13 protein-coding genes and 2 pseudogenes are annotated in these 16,940 nt (G+C 64.8%); 4 read left to right on the top strand and 11 right to left on the bottom strand.

Features of this window, described 5'->3' with window-relative positions; genetic code table 11:
• Positions 1 to 29 precede the first annotated feature (29 nt).
• The 5 genes and pseudogenes from ychF to P5W98_RS12800 all read right to left on the bottom strand — a co-directional run.
• Positions 30 to 1,124, bottom strand: coding sequence for a redox-regulated ATPase YchF (ychF, locus tag P5W98_RS12820; protein WP_421024849.1), 1,095 nt, complete (start codon positions 1,122 to 1,124; stop codon positions 30 to 32).
• A gap of 285 nt (positions 1,125 to 1,409) precedes the next feature.
• Positions 1,410 to 2,621 (bottom strand): NO-inducible flavohemoprotein, encoded by a 1,212-nt coding sequence (gene hmpA, locus P5W98_RS12815; protein WP_421024848.1) that lies wholly within the window; start codon positions 2,619 to 2,621, stop codon positions 1,410 to 1,412.
• 64 nt (positions 2,622 to 2,685) lie between these two features.
• Positions 2,686 to 3,135: pseudogene (locus P5W98_RS12810) on the bottom strand (transposase); the annotation flags it as partial.
• Between the two features lie 42 nt (positions 3,136 to 3,177).
• Positions 3,178 to 4,430 (bottom strand): IS3 family transposase gene (locus P5W98_RS12805; protein WP_421024845.1). Its coding sequence is split into 2 segments (ribosomal slippage): positions 3,178 to 4,145 and positions 4,145 to 4,430, totalling 1,254 coding nucleotides; the frame shifts between segments, so codons are not numbered across the junction.
• A 62-nt stretch (positions 4,431 to 4,492) separates the two neighbouring features.
• Positions 4,493 to 5,269, bottom strand: a pseudogene (locus P5W98_RS12800) (IS110 family transposase); the annotation flags it as partial.
• A gap of 420 nt (positions 5,270 to 5,689) precedes the next feature.
• Between P5W98_RS12800 and P5W98_RS12795 the strand changes: the two are divergent.
• The 4 genes from P5W98_RS12795 to P5W98_RS12780 all read left to right on the top strand — a co-directional run bounded on the left by P5W98_RS12795 (position 5,690) and on the right by P5W98_RS12780 (position 10,538).
• Positions 5,690 to 6,862 carry a UbiH/UbiF family hydroxylase gene (locus P5W98_RS12795; RefSeq protein WP_421024844.1) on the top strand — a complete coding sequence of 391 codons (1,173 nt, stop codon included), beginning with the start codon at positions 5,690 to 5,692 and terminating at the stop codon, positions 6,860 to 6,862.
• Positions 6,863 to 7,037: 175 nt separating this feature from the next.
• Positions 7,038 to 7,769: a DsbC family protein gene (locus tag P5W98_RS12790; RefSeq protein WP_421024843.1), complete on the top strand. Its 732-nt coding sequence runs from the start codon at positions 7,038 to 7,040 to the stop codon at positions 7,767 to 7,769.
• Between the two features lie 153 nt (positions 7,770 to 7,922).
• Positions 7,923 to 9,713: a M61 family metallopeptidase gene (locus tag P5W98_RS12785; RefSeq protein WP_421024842.1), complete on the top strand. Its 1,791-nt coding sequence runs from the start codon at positions 7,923 to 7,925 to the stop codon at positions 9,711 to 9,713.
• Positions 9,714 to 9,941: 228 nt separating this feature from the next.
• Entirely contained in the window at positions 9,942 to 10,538 is a 597-nt protein-coding gene (locus P5W98_RS12780) for an FMN-dependent NADH-azoreductase (RefSeq protein ID WP_421024841.1), read from the top strand.
• A 124-nt stretch (positions 10,539 to 10,662) separates the two neighbouring features.
• Here the strand turns inward: P5W98_RS12780 and P5W98_RS12775 are convergent, their stop codons facing one another.
• The 6 genes from P5W98_RS12775 to trpE form a co-directional block, all read right to left on the bottom strand.
• Positions 10,663 to 11,628 carry a uracil-DNA glycosylase gene (locus P5W98_RS12775; protein ID WP_421024840.1) on the bottom strand — a complete coding sequence of 322 codons (966 nt, stop codon included), beginning with the start codon at positions 11,626 to 11,628 and terminating at the stop codon, positions 10,663 to 10,665.
• Between the two features lie 171 nt (positions 11,629 to 11,799).
• Positions 11,800 to 12,426 (bottom strand): CYTH domain-containing protein, encoded by a 627-nt coding sequence (locus P5W98_RS12770; protein WP_421024839.1) that lies wholly within the window; start codon positions 12,424 to 12,426, stop codon positions 11,800 to 11,802.
• 45 nt (positions 12,427 to 12,471) lie between these two features.
• On the bottom strand, positions 12,472 to 13,257 hold the full coding sequence (trpC, locus tag P5W98_RS12765; protein ID WP_421024838.1) for an indole-3-glycerol phosphate synthase TrpC: 786 nt from the start codon (positions 13,255 to 13,257) through the stop codon (positions 12,472 to 12,474).
• A 26-nt stretch (positions 13,258 to 13,283) separates the two neighbouring features.
• Positions 13,284 to 14,315 carry an anthranilate phosphoribosyltransferase gene (trpD, locus tag P5W98_RS12760; RefSeq protein WP_421025276.1) on the bottom strand — a complete coding sequence of 344 codons (1,032 nt, stop codon included), beginning with the start codon at positions 14,313 to 14,315 and terminating at the stop codon, positions 13,284 to 13,286.
• 13 nt (positions 14,316 to 14,328) lie between these two features.
• Entirely contained in the window at positions 14,329 to 14,904 is a 576-nt protein-coding gene (locus P5W98_RS12755; RefSeq protein WP_421024837.1) for an aminodeoxychorismate/anthranilate synthase component II, read from the bottom strand.
• A 14-nt stretch (positions 14,905 to 14,918) separates the two neighbouring features.
• Entirely contained in the window at positions 14,919 to 16,412 is a 1,494-nt protein-coding gene (trpE, locus tag P5W98_RS12750) for an anthranilate synthase component I (RefSeq protein WP_421024836.1), read from the bottom strand.
• Between the last annotated feature and the right edge of the window lie 528 nt (positions 16,413 to 16,940).

Here is a 16,940-nt window from a genome sequence, read left to right as displayed (position 1 = left end):
GGAAAAGGGGCCTTGTGCTTGACCGGCGCTTAGACGTTGAACAGGAAATTCATCACGTCGCCGTCGTGCACGACATATTCCTTGCCTTCGGCGCGCATCTTGCCGGCTTCCTTCGCGCCGGTTTCGCCTTTGTACTGGATGAAGTCGTTGAACGCGATGGTCTGCGCGCGGATGAAGCCGCGCTCGAAGTCGGTATGGATCACGCCGGCCGCCTGCGGCGCGGTGTCGCCCACATGGATAGTCCACGCGCGCACTTCCTTCACGCCCGCCGTGAAGTACGTCTGCAGGCCGAGCAGCTTGAAGCCCGCGCGGATCACGCGGTCGAGGCCCGGCTCGTCCATGCCCATGTCGGCGAGGAACGCGGCCTTGTCTTCGTCTTCCAGGTCGGCGATTTCGGCTTCGATCGCGGCGCACACGGCCACCACCGGCGAGCCTTCGGCTTCGGCGTGCTTGCGCACGGCCTCCAGATACGGATTGTTCTCGAAGCCGTCGTCCTTCACGTTCGCGACGTACATGGTCTTCTTCGCGGTGATCAGGCAGAACGGCTTGAGCAGCGCCTGTTCGTCCTCGTTCAGGTCGAGCGCGCGCACGGGCTTCGCCTGGTCGAGCTGCGCGCGGACCTTTTCCAGCACGGCCACGAGCTTCGCCGCTTCCTTGTCGTTGCCCGACTTGGCGGCCTTCGAGTAGCGCGTGAGCGCCTTTTCGACGGTGCCGAGGTCGGCGAGCGCGAGCTCGGTGTTGATGACTTCGATGTCGGCGAGCGGATCGACCTTGCCCGCGACGTGGATCACGTTTTCGTCCTCGAAGCAGCGCACGACGTGCGTGATGGCGTCCGTTTCGCGGATGTTCGCGAGGAACTGGTTGCCGAGGCCTTCGCCTTTGCTCGCGCCGGCGACCAGACCCGCGATGTCGACGAATTCGACCACGGCCGGCACCACGCGCTCGGGCTTGACGATCTCGGAGAGCGCCTTCAGGCGCGGATCCGGCACTTCGACCACGCCGACGTTGGGCTCGATCGTGCAGAACGGGTAGTTTTCAGCCGCGATGCCGGCCTTGGTCAGCGCGTTGAACAGAGTGGACTTGCCGACGTTAGGCAAGCCGACGATGCCGCATTTGAGGCTCATGGAAAACCTTTTTTTGAATCAGTTGGTTACGGCAGGTCGTCGTAGTGTTTGCTGTCCGGCGAGGGCCGGAACGCGACAGCCGCAAGGTGAATTCGGGGACGAGTCAAAGCGTACGCGTCCGGTGGCGGACCGGCGATTTTGCGCGGACTTTGAGCTCGAAAAGTGGCAATTGTAACCCGTTCGCGGGCGTTGATTGGCGCGCTCGCATGGGAAGCGCCGACGGGCTTTGGCTGCCGGCAAAGGCCGGGCGAACACCAGGCAAACGCTTCCCCAAAAGCCGTGCGCTCATTCGGCGAAGAGGTCCGGGCCGAACACTTCATAGTGGATCCGGGCTTCGCGGACGCCCAGCTCCTTGAGCGCGTCGTGCTGCATCCGCATGAACGGGATCGGCCCGCAGATGTAGTAATCGGCGTCCGGCAGCAGGATCGCGTCCTTGATCGTCTTGACGTCCACGAACCCCGCATGATCGAAGTCCCGGCCCGCGGCGTCCTGCGGCAGCGGGTTGTCGTAGAACACGATCAGGCTGAAATTGGCATAGGTTCTGGCAGCTTCGCGCAGCCGGTCGCGCATCGCGTGCACGCCGCTGTTGCGCGCGCCGTGCACGAACACCACGCGCCGTTGCGGGTCCTGGATCGCACGCTTGAGCATGCTGATCATCGGCGTCAATCCAACGCCGCCGCTGATCAGCACGATCGGCGTCTTCGCGTTCACGTCGATATGGAAGCTGCCGTAGGGCGCGGCCAGTTTGATCTCGTCTCCGACATTGACGTGATCGTGAAGCAGGCACGAGACATAGCCCGGAGGATTGGGGTCGCCGCTTTCGCGCTTCACCGAGATGCGGTAGCTGTGCCCGTTCGGCATGTCCGAGAGGCTGTACTGGCGAATCTGCTGCAAGCCCAGGGACGGCACGGTCACGGCGACGCTGACGTACTGGCCGGGCTCGAAATTCACGACCGGCTGGCCATCGGTGGGTTCGAGGATGAACGAGGTGATCACGCTGCTTTCGGGGCGCTTTTCGCGCACGACGAAGGTGCGCCAGCCGGTCCACCCGCCCAGCTGGCCGGAGGAGCGTTCGTAGAGCTCGCTTTCGAGGCCCATCAGCACGTCGGCGAGATTGCCGTAGGCCTGCGCCCAGGCGGAAATGATGTCGTCGGTGGCGGCGGCGCCCAGCACGTCCTTGATCGCGGCCAGCAGGTGCTCCCCGACGATGGGGTAGTGCTCGGGCCTCACGCCGAGACTCGCGTGCTTGTTGGCGATGTTCTTCAGCACGGCCGCGAGGCTGCCGGGGTCTTCGATGTTCTCCGCATAGGCGTAGACCGCGCGGGCCAGCGCCTGCTGCTGCTGGCCCTGTTCCTGGTGCGCCATGTTGAACACGTTCTTCAGCTCCGGATGGGCTTCGAACAGGCGCTTATAGAAGCGCGTGATGATGTCGTAGCCGTGATCGGCCAAAACCGGTGCGGTGGCCTTGACGATGTCCTTCGTCTTTTGGGTCAGCATGGTGTTTGTCTCTCCGTGGCAAGGTGCGGGCGGCGCTCAGTGGATGAAGCCTAGCAAGAAACTCTCATGATGCAGGGACTTCTGGTTGCAGGTGACAGCCGAGATCATCGAGGCGTTTGAGCAGGCGCTGAATGGTCTTGGTGGTGTCGTGTCGGGAGAAGTAATCGCGGCCGAGGTCGGCATACTCGACGCCATCGCGCAGCATGTGTCAGGCAGCTGTGAGCATGGAGGCGGCAACCGCCAGGATTGCCTTTTTGGGGCCACGTCGGGCCTTGATGCGCAGGAACTGCGCGTGCAGATAACTGTTTTGGACGCGCACCGCGGCCCATGCGGCGCTCACCAGCGAGGTCTTGAGCCAGGTGCCGCCCTTGCGTACCCGCGTGCTGCGGCGCTTGCCGGCACTTTCGTCGTTACGGGGACACAGGCCGGCCCAGGAGATCAGGTGGGGTGCATCGGGTAAACGTGTCATGTCGGCACCGACCTCAGCCAGGATCACCTGGGCCGTCACGTCACTTATTAAAGTGGACCCGTCAGTCAAGACACTTTTCTGCTTGATTTAAGCTGTAATCGCGTCCAACTGCACAGCTGCCCGGCGCTGCCCCGTCCTGCATTCCTTTCCCGGCCCTTCATCCGTGTGGCCATATTTATCGACGATCAGGGCGCCGCCACCGACACCCAGGCGATAGACCTGATCCGGAGTTGCGTATCCCAGCGACTGGTGCGGGCGTTCGGCGTTGTAGAATGCAAAATATTGTGCCAATCCCACCATCAGCTCGCCCATGTTGGCGTAGCCCTTCAGATACACATCTTCATACTTCACGTTGCGCCACAGTCGCTCCACGAAGATGTTGTCCAACGCCCGCCCGCGTCCGTCCATGCTGATCGCCACGCCCTCGCGTTTGAGCACGGCCGTGAAGGCATCGCTGGTGAACTGGGCGCCTTGATCGCTGTTGAACACATCGGGCTTGCCATGCTCGCGCAGCGCATCTTCCAGGCAGTCCACACAAAATGAGGCGTCCATGCTGTTGCTCACGCGCCAGGACAGCACCCGCCGCGAGTACCAGTCGATGACCGCGACCAGGTAGGCGAAGCCGCGTGCCAGCCGGATATACGTGAGGTCCGTGGACCACACCTGATTGGGCCGCGTTACCGCCACCCCGCGCAGCAGGTAGGGATAAACCTTGTGCTGCGGGTGGGGCTGACTCGTCGCCGGCCCCGGGGCCATGCCCGCCAGGCTCATCTCGCGCATCAGCCGTTGCACACGCTTGCGATTAACGCGCCAGCCGCGACCACGCAAAAACACCACCATGCGCCGGGAGCCGTAGAACGGGCGATGCGTGTATTCCTCGTCGATCAGCGCGCGCAGCTTCAGGTCTTCCTCGTCCTTACGGGCCTGCCGCAATGCCGCGTCCAGTCGTCGGTACACCGTGGCGCGTGGCACGGCCGCCAGTTCACACTGGCGCGTCAGCGGCAGCCGGACATCACCGTGCTCGATCCAGGCCAGGCGCTTCTCCTTGCTTACTCCCCCAACTTTTTTTTAAGCCAGTCCACTTCCATCTTCAGTCGCCCGATCTCGCCGTATAACCGGTCCTCGCTGCTGTTCTCGTCCACCGGCTTGGGGCCGCGCTTGACCTCGAACAGGGCGCCTGCCTTCTCCAGAATCTCCTTCTTCCACTGCCCGACCAGTACCGGATGCACTCCATATGTCTGCGCAATTTCGCTGACCGTCTTCACCCCGCGTACCGCCTCCAAGCCGACCTTCGCCTTGAATTCCGGCGTGTGCACCCTGCGTTTTTTTCCTTCGCTCATTCTCTGCCATCCTTTCGCGGACGACAGCTTAAACTACCGTCTCAAACTCGGGGTCCACTTTATATCCCCGGCATCGTGGTGAGCAGGCGCACACATTGCCGGATTGGCGCCAGGGCTTTTCCCACTTCGGCATCCAGCTCGGCGAGCGTGTGCTCAAGCGCATTGATCACATCGAGATGCAGCTTGAGCAGGGTCCGGTGATGCGCAGTAATGCGTCCGCGCAGCGCCTCGCGGAGTTCGGATGTTTTCCTGCGGGCGCGGCCTGGAGCCAGTGCGGCCAAGCGTCCGGGGTCGGCCTCGCCCGCGATGATGGCCGACAGCATGTTCCGCCCGCTGGCGCCGAGTACGTTTGACAGCACACTGCCCAGCTTGAGGTTGGCATCTTCGAGTACTTTCTGGATGCGCAGGCTGTGTTGGGCGACCTCGCGCACCAGCTGCTTGCGCGTGCGGGTGAGATCCCGCAGCTCCTGGGTGGCCACCGGCGGCACAAAGCTTGCGCGAATGAGTCCGTGTGCCAGCAGGTCGGCGATCCACATGGCGTCATTGACGTCGGTCTTGCGTCCGGGCACGTTGCGGATGTGCTGTGCGTTGGCCAGTACCAGCTCGAAGTGCGCTTCGAGAATGTGCCAGACTGGTTTCCAGTACACCCCCGTTGCCTCCATGGCGACATGCGTCACTGAATGTTTGCCCAGCCAGTCCGAGAGCGCGAGCAGGCCGCTGGTTGTACTGGCAAAGCTGCGTACTTCATGGTGTTCGGGTGCCGAGACGCACCGCACGCTGGCCACAATCGTGTCCTTGTGCACGTCCAGGCCCGCACAGCGGGGATGAAGAATGTCCATGGGAACTCCTGCCGGATGGTTGGCGGCAGCAGCAGTCCTCGTTATCGAACTCTAGCAATCGTGCTTCGGGGCAAACCTCGCCCGCGGTCACAATTCGGGGTGCGCGCAGGACTGCGGGTCCAACTAGGCAACGGGCTCAGGGCACCAGGCAAGAGCCGACCTCGATCACCGCCGCGTCCACATACTACGCTGGCCCACTTCACACGAAAATCTGTTTCATCCCTCGGGGTCGGCCCCGCCAGATGGGCAACTAGGCAGTGGTTTGGATATCGGCAAGGCGGGTCGAGTCGGGGCCGTGCCGCGACACCTCTCCGACAACCGCTGCGACGCCGCACCGCGCCCTTGCCACGCCGCAATTCACGGCGCAATCGACTGCCCATCCGGCCCTGTCAGATTACCCCCCGCGGCTATAATGCGCGGATGAATTCGACCAACCAGACCTTTGACGTCGCCGTGATTGGCGGCGGGCTCGTCGGCAAGGCGGCGGCGCTCGCGCTGACCCAAGGGGGCTTGCGCGTGGCGCTGCTCGCGCAGCCGTGCGCACCGCTGCCCGCCGGCGCCGTTTTCGATGCGCGCGTCTATGCTTTCTCGCGCAGCTCGCATGCGCTGTTCGAGCGGCTGCGGGTCTGGCAGGCGGTCGATGCCGCACGCCTCACGCCGGTCTACGACATGCGCGTGTTCGGCGACGCCGCCGCGGAACTGCATTTTTCCGCATACCAGGCGTCGGTCGCGCAACTCGCGTGGATCGCGGAGTCGTCGCTGGTGGAGCGCGCACTCGATGCGGCGCTCCATTTCCAGCCCAATCTCACGTGGATCGACTCGCGTGCGCAGACGCTCGACGTGACGCCCGACGCGGCCGTGATCGGTCTTGCGAATGGCCGCACGATCGAGGCCGATCTCGCCGTGGGCGCCGATGGCGCCCATTCGTGGGTGCGTGCGCAGATCGGCTCGAAGGTCGAGCGGCGCGATTACCGGCAGACTGGCGTGGTCGCCAACTTCCGCGCGGAACGCCCGCATGGCGAATGTGCTTACCAATGGTTCCGGGACGGCGAGATCGTCGCGCTGCTGCCGTTGCCGGACCAGCATGTTTCGCTGGTCTGGTCGGCGCAAACGGAGCACGCCGATGAACTGCTCAAGCTCGATCCTCAACAGCTTGCCGCCGAAGTCGAGCGCGTGACGCAGCGGCTGCACGGCGCGCTCGAATGCGTGACGCCCGCGCGCGGCTTCCCGCTCGCCCTGCAGACCGTCGATCGCCTGGTCGCGCCGCGTGTCGCGCTGGTTGGCGACGCCGCGCACCTGATTCACCCGCTCGCGGGCCAGGGCGTGAACCTGGGGCTGCGCGACGTGGCGGCGCTCGTCGACGTCATCGCGAAAAAAGAAGCATTCCGCGACCTCGGCGACCTCGTGCTGCTGCGCCGCTACGAGCGCGGCCGCCGCGAAGATATCCAGAAGCTCGTGATCGCCACCGATGGCCTGCAGCGGCTCTTTTCGGTGCCCGGCACGCTCGCTCGCGCGTTGCGCAACACGGGGATGGCGTTCGTCGGCGCGCAGCCGCTCGTCAAGCGCTGGCTGGTGGCGTCGGCGCTCGGTTGAGCGTTGCGGCATCGCGAACGCCCGCCGGCGGTGCTCCCGCGGGTATTTCGCTTGCTCCCGCGCCGGGCAGCTTAGAATAAAGGTCTCTGGCCACGGGCCATGTCGGGATCGAATTTCATCCGGAACGCTTCGTGCGCCACTTGCGCGAAGCATCCCAGAATCAGGAAAGCATCACATGCAAAAGCCTATCCGCATTGCCGCGTTTGCACTCGCGGCGGCCATTTCGGTGCTCGGCTGCTCGGCGCAGGCCGACCAGACCACCGACAAAATCAAGGCCACGCTGCAATCGCGCCTCGGCGTGGACGGCGGCGACATCAAGAGCATCAACAAGGCGCCGGTGGCCGGCCTCTACGAGGTGAACCTCGGCACGCAGATCATCTACAGCGACGCCAACGGCGATTACGTGCTCACGGGCGACCTCGTCGATACCAAGGCGCGCCGCAATCTCACCGAAGCGCGCCTTGCCGAGCTCAACAAGGTCGACTTCTCGAAGCTGCCGCTCGAGAACGCGGTGAAGGTCGTGAAGGGCAACGGCAAGCGCCAGATCGCGGTGTTCTCCGATCCGAACTGCCCGTACTGCCATCAGCTCGAAAGCACGCTCAAGTCGATCGACAACGTGACGGTCTACACCTTCCTGTACCCCGTGCTGTCCGAAGACTCCACGGCGAAGTCGAAGTCGATCTGGTGCTCGACCGACCGTGCGAAGGCGTGGGAGTCGTGGATGGTCGACCGTAAGGCGCCCACCGCAGCGGGCACTTGCAACACCGCGGCTATCGACAGCAATCTCAAGCTCGGCGCAAAGATGAACGTGACCGGCACGCCCACCGTGATCCTCGCAGACGGCACCCGCCTGCCGGGAGCGGTCAGCGCCGACCGGCTCGAAAGCGCTCTCGGCGCCGCGCGCTGAAGCCCTGACCGAATCCGCCGGCCGCTTTTGCGGCCGGTGCCTTTTTTGCCCACTGTTTTTTTCGCGTGCCTGTGGTTGCCGCGTGCGAGCCCGCCGCGCGGCGCTCGCTGCAATCACTGCGATCGCTAACCGAATCCGTCACTGTTCCCGCCGATGAAGCCGATCCGATACACCATCGTCCCGAAGAACCCCGCCGCGCACCTGTTCGAAGTGACGCTCACCATCGAGGATCCCGCGCCGGACGGCCAGTGCTTCATGCTGCCCGTGTGGATTCCCGGCAGCTACATGGTGCGCGAGTTCGCGCGCAACATCGTCACGATGCGCGCGACCAATGACGCGGGCCGCAAGGTGCGCATCGGCAAGACCGACAAGCACACGTGGCAGGCGGCGCCCGTGAAGGGTGCGCTCACGCTGCGCTACGAAGTCTATGCTTGGGATCTGTCGGTGCGGGCCGCGCACCTCGACGATACGGTCGGCTTTTTCAACGGCACGAGTGTGTTTCTCGCGGCGCGCGGCCATGAAGGCGCGCAGCACGTGGTCGACATCCAGCGTCCCGACGGCCACGCGTATCGCCACTGGCGCGTCGCCACTGCGCTCCCGGAGGCGCGCGGGACCAAGCGCTACGGCTTTGGCGAATACACGGCGTCGGGCTACGACGAGCTGATCGATCACCCTGTCACGCTGGGCGAATTCACGCTCGCGAGCTTCAAGGCGCATGGCGTGCCGCACGACATCGTGATTGCGGGCCGCGTGGTGGCGCTCGACACCGAACGCCTCTCCGCCGACCTGAAGAAGATCTGCGAGGCGCAGATCGCGCTGTTCGAGCCGCGCACGAAGCGCGCGCCGATGGAGCGCTACGTGTTCATGACGCAGGCCGTGAGCGACGGCTATGGCGGGCTCGAGCACCGCGCGTCCACGGCGCTCATCTGCAACCGCACCGATCTGCCCGTCAAGGGCAAGGCCGAGATGTCCGAGGGCTACCGGACCTATCTGGGCCTGTGCAGCCACGAGTACTTCCACACGTGGAACGTGAAGCGCATCAAGCCCGCCAAGTTCGCGCCGTACGATCTCACGCGCGAGGACTACACCTCGCTGCTGTGGCTTTTCGAAGGCTTCACCTCCTACTACGACGACCTGATGCTGGTGCGCAGCGGCCTCATTTCCGTCGATGAATATTTCGGCCTCCTTGGCAAGACCGTCGGCGGCGTGCTGCGTGGCGCGGGGCGCCTGAAGCAGAGCGTGGCCGAAAGCTCGTTCGACGCGTGGATCAAGTACTACCGCCAGGACGAGAACGCATCGAATGCGATCGTGAGCTACTACACCAAGGGCTCGCTGGTGGCGCTCGCGTTCGATCTCGCCATCCGCACGGAAACCAGCGGACGCAAGTCGCTCGACGATGTGATGCGCCTTCTGTGGCAACGCTACGGCCGCGACTTCTATCGCGGCAAACCGGTGGGCGTGGGCGAGGACGACGTCGAGGCGCTGATCGCTGAAGCAACGGGCGTGGAGCTCGGCGGCCTATTCGCCGACGCCGTGCGCGGCACGCGCGACTTTCCGCTCGCCGCGCTATTCGAGGGGCTGGGCGTGACGCTCGATGGCGAGCCCGAGCGTCACGCGAAGCCATCGCTGGGCGCGCGCTTGCGCGGCAGCGCCGAGGCCACGCTCGCGGTCGTCTACGAAGGCGGCGCGGCGCAAAAGGCCGGGCTTTCGGCCGGCGACGCGCTCGTGGCGCTCGACGGCCTGCGCGTCACGGGCGCGAATCTCGACACGCTGCTCGCACGCTACCAGCCGGGCGCCAAGGTGGAAATCCACGCGTTCCGCCGCGATGAGCTGCGCGTTGCGCGCCTGACGCTCGACGCACCCGAGATCGCGCGCTACAAGCTCACGGTCACCGACAAGCGTCCGGCGCCGCGCGCGCTGCGCGAGCGCTGGCTGGCGGCCTGAATGGAGGCCGCAATAGCGGCTTGAACGGACAGGGAGCGGGCGCCCGGCCTGCTTCGAAAAGGAAGGCGACAAGGCGATCCGGCCCCGTCGCCTTTCTTTTTGGGTTTTCGGGATTGTTCTATCGCTGCAACAATCCGTCATCGGCGGACTACTTTTTCGGGGCGCGGCAAAAAAACACAATGCCTTCACTCGCGCAACGTTGCGCAACCGACACCCGAAGGAGTCACCATGACCACCATCCTGCAAATCAATTCCGCCGCCCGCTCGCAAGGCGCCCAGTCGACGCTGCTCGTCAACGAGTTGACGAACAAGCTCCAGCAATCGAACCCGGGTGCGAAGGTCGTCGCGCGCAACCTGCAAGCCGAACCGCTGCCGCACCTCGACGACGCCGTGCTCGGCGCGTTCTTCACGCCGGCCGAGCAGCGTACGCCGGAGCAGCAAGCCATCGCCGCGCGCAGCGAAGCGCTGATCGCCGAACTGCAAGCCGCGGACGTCATCGTGATTGGCGCGCCGATGTACAACTTCGGCATTTCGTCGCAACTGAAGACCTACTTCGACTGGATTGCACGCGCAGGCATCACGTTCCAATACACCGCGAACGGCCCCGTGGGCCTCGTCACGGGAAAGAAGGTGTACGTGGTTTCGGCACGTGGCGGCAAGTACCACGGCACGCCGAACGACAGCCAGACGCCGTACCTCAAGTCGTTCCTCGGTTTCCTCGGCATGACCGACGTGAGCTTCATCTACGCCGAAGGCCTGAACATGGGCCCGGACGCCGCCGGCGCAGCGCTCGCCAGCGCACGTGAAGCGATCGCGGCGGCCTGAGCGGCTGCTGTGAAGCGATGACGATGCGGTGCTTCATGGCGCCGTATCGCATGCGGTCAAGCAAAAACGCCACGAAGCGCGCTTCGTGGCGTTTTCCATTGTGCGTGCGGCGTGCTTTGCTGCTTCAGGCGAGCACTTCAGCCGTGTCCGGCAAGCGCCAGTCGATCGGCGTGCGGCCGTGCGCGCTCAGGTAGGCGTTGGCTTGCGCGAAATGTCCGCAGCCGAGGAAGCCGCGATGCGCCGAAAGTGGCGACGGATGCGGCGCTTCCAGCACGCAATGCTCGCCCGCGCCGAGGAGCGCGCGCTTGTTCTGCGCGTGCGCGCCCCACAGCATGAACACGAGATGTTCGTGGCGTGCGGCGATCTCGCGGATCAGCGTGTCGGTGCAGCGCTCCCAGCCGCGCTTCGCGTGGCTCGCGGCGTTCGCGCGCTCGACAGTGAGCACCGTGTTGAGCAGCAGCACGCCCTGGCGCGCCCATGCATCGAGACAGCCGTGAGCGGGCGCCTCGATGCCGAGGCTCGCCGCGATCTCCTTGAAGATGTTGCGCAGCGAGGGCGGGGTGCGCACCGCAGGCGGCACCGAGAACGCAAGGCCGTGCGCTTGCGGCGTGCCGCGGTCGTCGCCGTGGTAGGGGTCCTGGCCGAGAATGACCACTTTCACTTCGTCGGGCGAGGTGAGGCGCAACGCGCGAAACACATCGGCGGGATAGACGGTCTTGCCGGCGGCGCGTTCGTCGTCGACGAAACGGCACAGCGGCGCGTACGCATCGCTTTCGATGAACGGCGCGAGCAGCTCGCGCCAGGCCGCGGGCAGCGCGGCGAACTGGTCTTCGAGACGCGCGATCGCGGCGTTCGATGGCGGGTTGCCGGTGGGCGTGGCGGGGGAGTGGCTGGCGGGCATGGGCGCTGTTGCTGGTGCGGGTGCGGGGAATTCGTCGTCGTCGAAGAGCGAGAAGATCGTGATCTGGCGCGGGTCGACTTCGGGCGCGGATGTTTCGTCGAGCGTGGCCAATGCCGCTGCGGGCGGCGTGTCGTCGAACAGCGAGGTTTGCACCGGCGCCACGGCGCGCGTGTGTTTCGTGGAGGTCATGGGCGGCAAGTGTCGCAAGAATCGCGCTGCGATTCAATCCGGCTCGACGTGTGAAAGGCCTGGCGGCAGGCTCGGAGGTTCGTGTTGCAACTAACAGCGATGAAGTCGCGATGAAGTCGCGATGAATTCGCGGAGATTCGGCGGCGTCGCGCGCCGCCCCGCGTACGCGCCTCAGCCTTCGCGCAACTTGTAGCCGCGCTGGGCCTTGCTGATATCGTCGGGCGCGAGTCCCGGCAGCACCTTCGCCAGCTCTGCAGCAAGCGTGTGCAACGCGGCTTCGTCGCCGTCCTTCAGTTCCAGCTCGATTTCGCAGATGGGCGTGTGGCGCGTTTCGCCGTTCACGTTCGCCGTGACCTCGCCCTGATCGATGGCCGCTTCCACCTGTGTGCCATCGACTTGCAAGGTCCACAGCGTACGCGTGAAATCGGTGCGAAAGAGAGAGATCAGATTCGCCGCCGCGTCGGAGAGCGCCGTCGATACGCCCGCTTCGTCGCACTCGCGCAGCAACTTGTCGATCTCGAGCGCTTCGCCCGCCACCGGCATTTCCCACTCATGCCGCGCATGGAGGCCGTTTTGCGCCACGCCCACAGTCTTGAACGTCTGGAGCCAGCCTTCGGGCGCGCGGCGCAGCCGCAGCGCGCTTTTCGCGCGCGCGAGCACGAGCGACGGCGTGTCGAAGTAGATGTTCTCCAGCCGCACCACGCGGCCTGGTGCGCCGGCGCGCGCCTCGAAGAGACGCCGCGCCGCGTCCACCTGGTCGCGCGGCAGCGCGAGCTTGATTTCGCGTTCGATGGCCATCGTCGCTGGTTACCTGTTTGTTGCCTGAATTTTGCCTGGACGCAATCAGAAGAACATGCGTGCAAGTTCCGCGCCGGGATGTTCCGCGCGCATGAACGCCTCGCCCACGAGGAACGTATGCACCGAAAGCTCGCGCATCTTCTCGACATCGGCACGCGAGAGAATGCCCGACTCGGTCACGACGATGCGGTCTTCAGGCACATCGTCGAGCATGCCGATGGTGGTTTGCAGCGTGGTCTCGAAGGTGCGCAGATTGCGGTTGTTGATGCCGATGAGCGGCGTCTTCAGCGTGAGCGCGTGTTCGAGCTCTTCGCGATCGTGCACTTCGACGAGCACCGCGAGGCCCAGCGAATGCGCGAGCGCTTCGAGATCGCGCATCTGGCCGGGCTCGAGCGCGGCGGCGATCAGCAGGATCGCATCGGCGCCCATCGCGCGCGCTTCGACGACCTGATACGGGTCGACGATGAAATCCTTGCGCAGCACCGGCAGGTTGCACGCGGCGCGCGCGGCTTCCAGATACGCCACGCTGCCCTGGAAGAATTGCACATCGGTGAGCACGGAAAGGCACGCCGCACCGCCTTCTGCGTAAGAGCGCGCGATTTCGGCGGGCTGGAAGTTTTCGCGCAGCACGCCCTTCGAGGGACTCGCCTTTTTCACTTCGGCGATCACGGCGGCCAGGCCGTTAGCGTGCTTCGCGCGCAGGGCGCCGACGAAGTCGCGAAGATCGCGCGCGCTCGCCTCCAGACGCAGTTCTTCGAGCGGTGCGCTCTGCTCGGCGGCGCGCACTTCTTCGCGCTTCACCGCAATGATTTTTTCGAGGATGTCGCTCATGATGTTCGGGCAAAAACAGTGATGGATCAGCGTTTGAACTGTTGCGTGAAGCGTACCAGTTCGTCGACCTTCGCGCGGGCGCGGCCGCTGGCGAGGGTTTCGCGCGCGAGCGCGATGCCGTCGGCGATCGAACTCACGACGTTGGCCGAATAGAGCGCCGTTCCCGCATTGAGCGTGACGATCTCGCGCGCCGTGCCAGGCTCGTTCGAGAGCGCGCCAAGCAGCATGGCCTTCGATTCGTCGGCGTTTTCCACCTTGAGCGAGCGGTTCGAGACCATCTGCATGCCGAAGTCTTCGGGGTGGATCTCGTACTCGCGAATCTCGCCGTCCTTCAGTTCGCCCACGAGCGTGGCCGCGCCGAGCGAGACTTCGTCCATGCCGTCCTTGCCGTACACCACGAGCACGTGCTTGGCGCCCAGACGCTGCATCACGCGCACCTGGATGCCGACGAGGTCCGGGTGAAACACGCCCATCAGCTGATTGGGCGCGCCGGCCGGATTCGTGAGCGGCCCGAGGATGTTGAAGATCGTGCGCACGCCCAGTTCGCGGCGCACGGCGGCGATGTTCTTCATCGCCGGATGATGGTTGGGCGCGAACATGAAGCCCATGCCCGTTTCGGCGATCGACGCGGCCACCTGGTCAGGCTGCAGGTCGATGTTCACTCCGAGCGCTTCGAGCACGTCCGCGCTGCCCGACTTGCTCGACACGCCGCGGTTGCCGTGCTTGGCAACCTTCGCGCCCGCCGCCGCCACGACGAACATCGAGGCCGTGGAAATATTGAAGGTGTGCGAACCATCGCCGCCGGTGCCGACGATATCGATGAAGTTCGAGTTGTCCTGCACCTCGACGTGATTCGCGAATTCGCGCATGACCGTGGCGGCTGCAGCGATCTCGCCGATGGTTTCCTTCTTCACGCGCAGGCCGGTGATGATGGCGGCCGAAAGCACGGGCGAAAGCTCGCCGCGCATGATGAGGCGCATGAGGTGGAGCATCTCGTCGTGGAAAATCTCGCGATGCTCGATCGTGCGTTGCAGCGCTTCCTGCGGGGTAATCATGATGGTCGCCTCCGGGTCAAGCGCTCTTGGTCTGTTTCAGGAAATTCTCGAAGAGGGCATGGCCGTGCTCCGAGAGGATCGACTCAGGATGGAACTGCACGCCTTCCACGGCAAGCTCGCGATGACGCACGCCCATGATTTCGCCGTCGTCGGTCCAGGCCGACACTTCGAGGCAGTCGGGCAGCGACTCGCGCTCGATCGCGAGCGAGTGGTAGCGCGTCACGTTGAAGTGCTTCGGCAGGTCGGCGAATACGCCTTTGCAGTCGGTTTCGATCTGGCTCACCTTGCCGTGCATGATGGTCTTCGCACGCACGACGCGCCCGCCGAATGCTTCGCCGATGGCCTGGTGGCCGAGGCACACGCCGAGAATCGGCGTCTTGCCCGCGAATTCGCGCAGCACGTCGAGCGTGATGCCTGCGTGCTGCGGGTTGCTCGGTCCGGGCGACAGGCAGATGCGCTCGGGGTTGAGCTTCCTGATCTCGTCGATGGTGATTTCGTCGTTGCGGTACGTGCGGACGTCTTCGCCAAGCTCGCCGAAGTACTGGACGATGTTGTAGGTAAACGAATCGTAGTTGTCGATCATGAGCATCATGGTCTTGTCTCCGCTCAGAAGTCGCTGTCGAGGCCGTCCTGCACCTGCTCGGCGGCGCGCAGCACGGCGCGCGCCTTGTTTTCGGTTTCCTGCCATTCGGACTCGGGCACCGAATCGGCGACTACGCCCGCCGCGGCCTGCACATACAGATTGCCGTTGTGGATGAGGCCGGTGCGGATCGCAATCGCGAGATCCATCTCGCCGTTGAACGAGAGATAGCCGACCGCGCCGCCGTAGAGACCGCGCTTCACCGGCTCGAGTTCGTCGATGAGCTCCATCGCGCGCACCTTGGGCGCGCCCGAGAGCGTGCCGGCCGGGAAGGTCGCGCGCAGCACGTCGAAGTTGTTCATGCCGGGCTTGAGCTTGCCCTCCACCGAACTCACGATGTGCTGCACGTGCGAGTATTTTTCGATGACCATCTTGTCGGTCACGGCCACCGAGCCGATCTCGGCGATGCGGCCCACGTCGTTGCGTGCGAGGTCGATCAGCATGACGTGCTCGGCGATCTCCTTCGGATCGTTGAGCAGCTCGGTCGCGAGCTCCGCATCGCGCTCGGGCGTGTTGCCGCGCGGCCGCGTGCCCGCGAGCGGACGGATCGTCACGATGCGGTCTTCGCCGCGCTGCTCCTGGCGCACCAGAATCTCCGGCGAGGCGCCCACCACGTGGAAGTCGCCGAAGTTGTAGTAGTACATGTACGGCGACGGGTTCAGCGAGCGCAGCGCGCGATAAAGCGAGAGCGGATTGTCGCGATACGGCTTGCTGATGCGCTGGCCCACCTGCACCTGCATCAGCTCGCCCGCCGCGATGTATTCCTTCGCCTTGCGCACGGCGGCGAGGTAGTCGTCCTTCTTGAACTCGCGATACGTCTCGGTGCGCACGCTCGCCGAAGTCACCGGCGGCTGCACGGTCGTGCGCAGGCGCTGCTTGAGCTCGCGCAGGCGGTGCTTGGCCTTCGTGTAGGCCTCGGGCGTTTGCGGATCGGCGTAGACGATCAGATAGAGCTTGCCCGCGAGATTGTCGATGACGGCGACTTCCTCGGTCAGCAGCAACTGGATGTCGGGCAAGCCGAGGTCGTCGGGCGGGCAGGTCTCGGCGAGCTTCTTCTCGATGTAGCGCACCGCGTCGTAGCCGAAGTAGCCCGCGAGGCCGCCGCAGAAGCGCGGCAGGCCGGGGCGCTGCGCGACCTTGAAGCGCGCCTGGTATTGCGCGATGAATTCGAGCGGGTCGCCGTCGTGCGTCTCGGTCACCTGGCCGTCGCGTACGACTTCCGAGACGCCGTTGCGGGTGCGGATCAGCGAGCGCGCGGGCAGACCGATGAACGAGTAGCGCCCGAAGCGCTCGCCGCCCACCACGGACTCCAGCAGGAACGAGTTGGCGCCGCCGCGCTCGGGCTGTGCGAGCTTCAGATACAGCGAGAGCGGCGTTTCGAGATCGGCCAGCGCTTCGGCGATCAGCGGGATGCGGTTGTAGCCCTCATTGGCGAGGGACTGAAATTCGAGTTCGGTCATGTTCCGATCCTGTGCGTGCTGCCGGTCGCGACTTCGGGTGCGGGCCCAGTGCGGCTCAAAAAGGGGCGCGGCGTGTGCGCGATGGCGTCTGTTTTGAGTGCTCGATTGCGCTGGCGCTCGTTAGTGGCTCGCTTGTTGCTGATGCTGCCGGGCATCGCTAAAACGCTTGCCAGGCCGGTTGCAGCATTGCGGCGACGGGGCGGACGTAGGCGTTAGCGTGCCCTGGCAGGCGGGTTGCGTCGAGGACAAGTCGAGTGCGACTCGGGATGACGAAACCACACGCAAGGACAGCGAAAGACCACGACTGGACCAGCCGACGGGCTACTGCAACAGTTTAGAGTCGAGACACGCGCGAAACGCGCAGCGAAGTAAAAAACGGAGCTGAAGAAAACGCTTGCGCGCGACTTCAGCGAACCTCGAGGGAGGTTAGCGCGACCAGCGACGCCAGGGCCAGGCTCCCCGGTCGATGCTGCTCAGACTCCGTTTTTTATTCAGAAACATGAGGGTAAGGTGACTGTAAGTACTGGA

The sequence above is a fragment of the Paraburkholderia sp. A1BS-2L genome, from assembly GCF_051125205.1.
Lineage (GTDB): Bacteria > Pseudomonadota > Gammaproteobacteria > Burkholderiales > Burkholderiaceae > Paraburkholderia.
This window is presented reverse-complemented; position numbering and strand designations above follow the sequence as displayed.

Excerpts from the sequence above, each read along its gene's own strand:
- P5W98_RS12755 (WP_421024837.1), bottom strand. The coding sequence starts at position 14,904 with ATGATGCTCATGATCGACAACTACGATTCGTTTACCTACAACATCGTC.
- ychF (WP_421024849.1), bottom strand. The coding sequence starts at position 1,124 with ATGAGCCTCAAATGCGGCATCGTCGGCTTGCCTAACGTCGGCAAGTCC.
- P5W98_RS12795 (WP_421024844.1), top strand. The coding sequence starts at position 5,690 with ATGAATTCGACCAACCAGACCTTTGACGTCGCCGTGATTGGCGGCGGG.
- P5W98_RS12775 (WP_421024840.1), bottom strand. The coding sequence starts at position 11,628 with ATGACCTCCACGAAACACACGCGCGCCGTGGCGCCGGTGCAAACCTCG.
- P5W98_RS12785 (WP_421024842.1), top strand. The coding sequence starts at position 7,923 with ATGAAGCCGATCCGATACACCATCGTCCCGAAGAACCCCGCCGCGCAC.
- P5W98_RS12780 (WP_421024841.1), top strand. The coding sequence starts at position 9,942 with ATGACCACCATCCTGCAAATCAATTCCGCCGCCCGCTCGCAAGGCGCC.
- trpE (WP_421024836.1), bottom strand. The coding sequence starts at position 16,412 with ATGACCGAACTCGAATTTCAGTCCCTCGCCAATGAGGGCTACAACCGC.
- hmpA (WP_421024848.1), bottom strand. The coding sequence starts at position 2,621 with ATGCTGACCCAAAAGACGAAGGACATCGTCAAGGCCACCGCACCGGTT.
- trpC (WP_421024838.1), bottom strand. The coding sequence starts at position 13,257 with ATGAGCGACATCCTCGAAAAAATCATTGCGGTGAAGCGCGAAGAAGTG.
- P5W98_RS12770 (WP_421024839.1), bottom strand. The coding sequence starts at position 12,426 with ATGGCCATCGAACGCGAAATCAAGCTCGCGCTGCCGCGCGACCAGGTG.
- P5W98_RS12790 (WP_421024843.1), top strand. The coding sequence starts at position 7,038 with ATGCAAAAGCCTATCCGCATTGCCGCGTTTGCACTCGCGGCGGCCATT.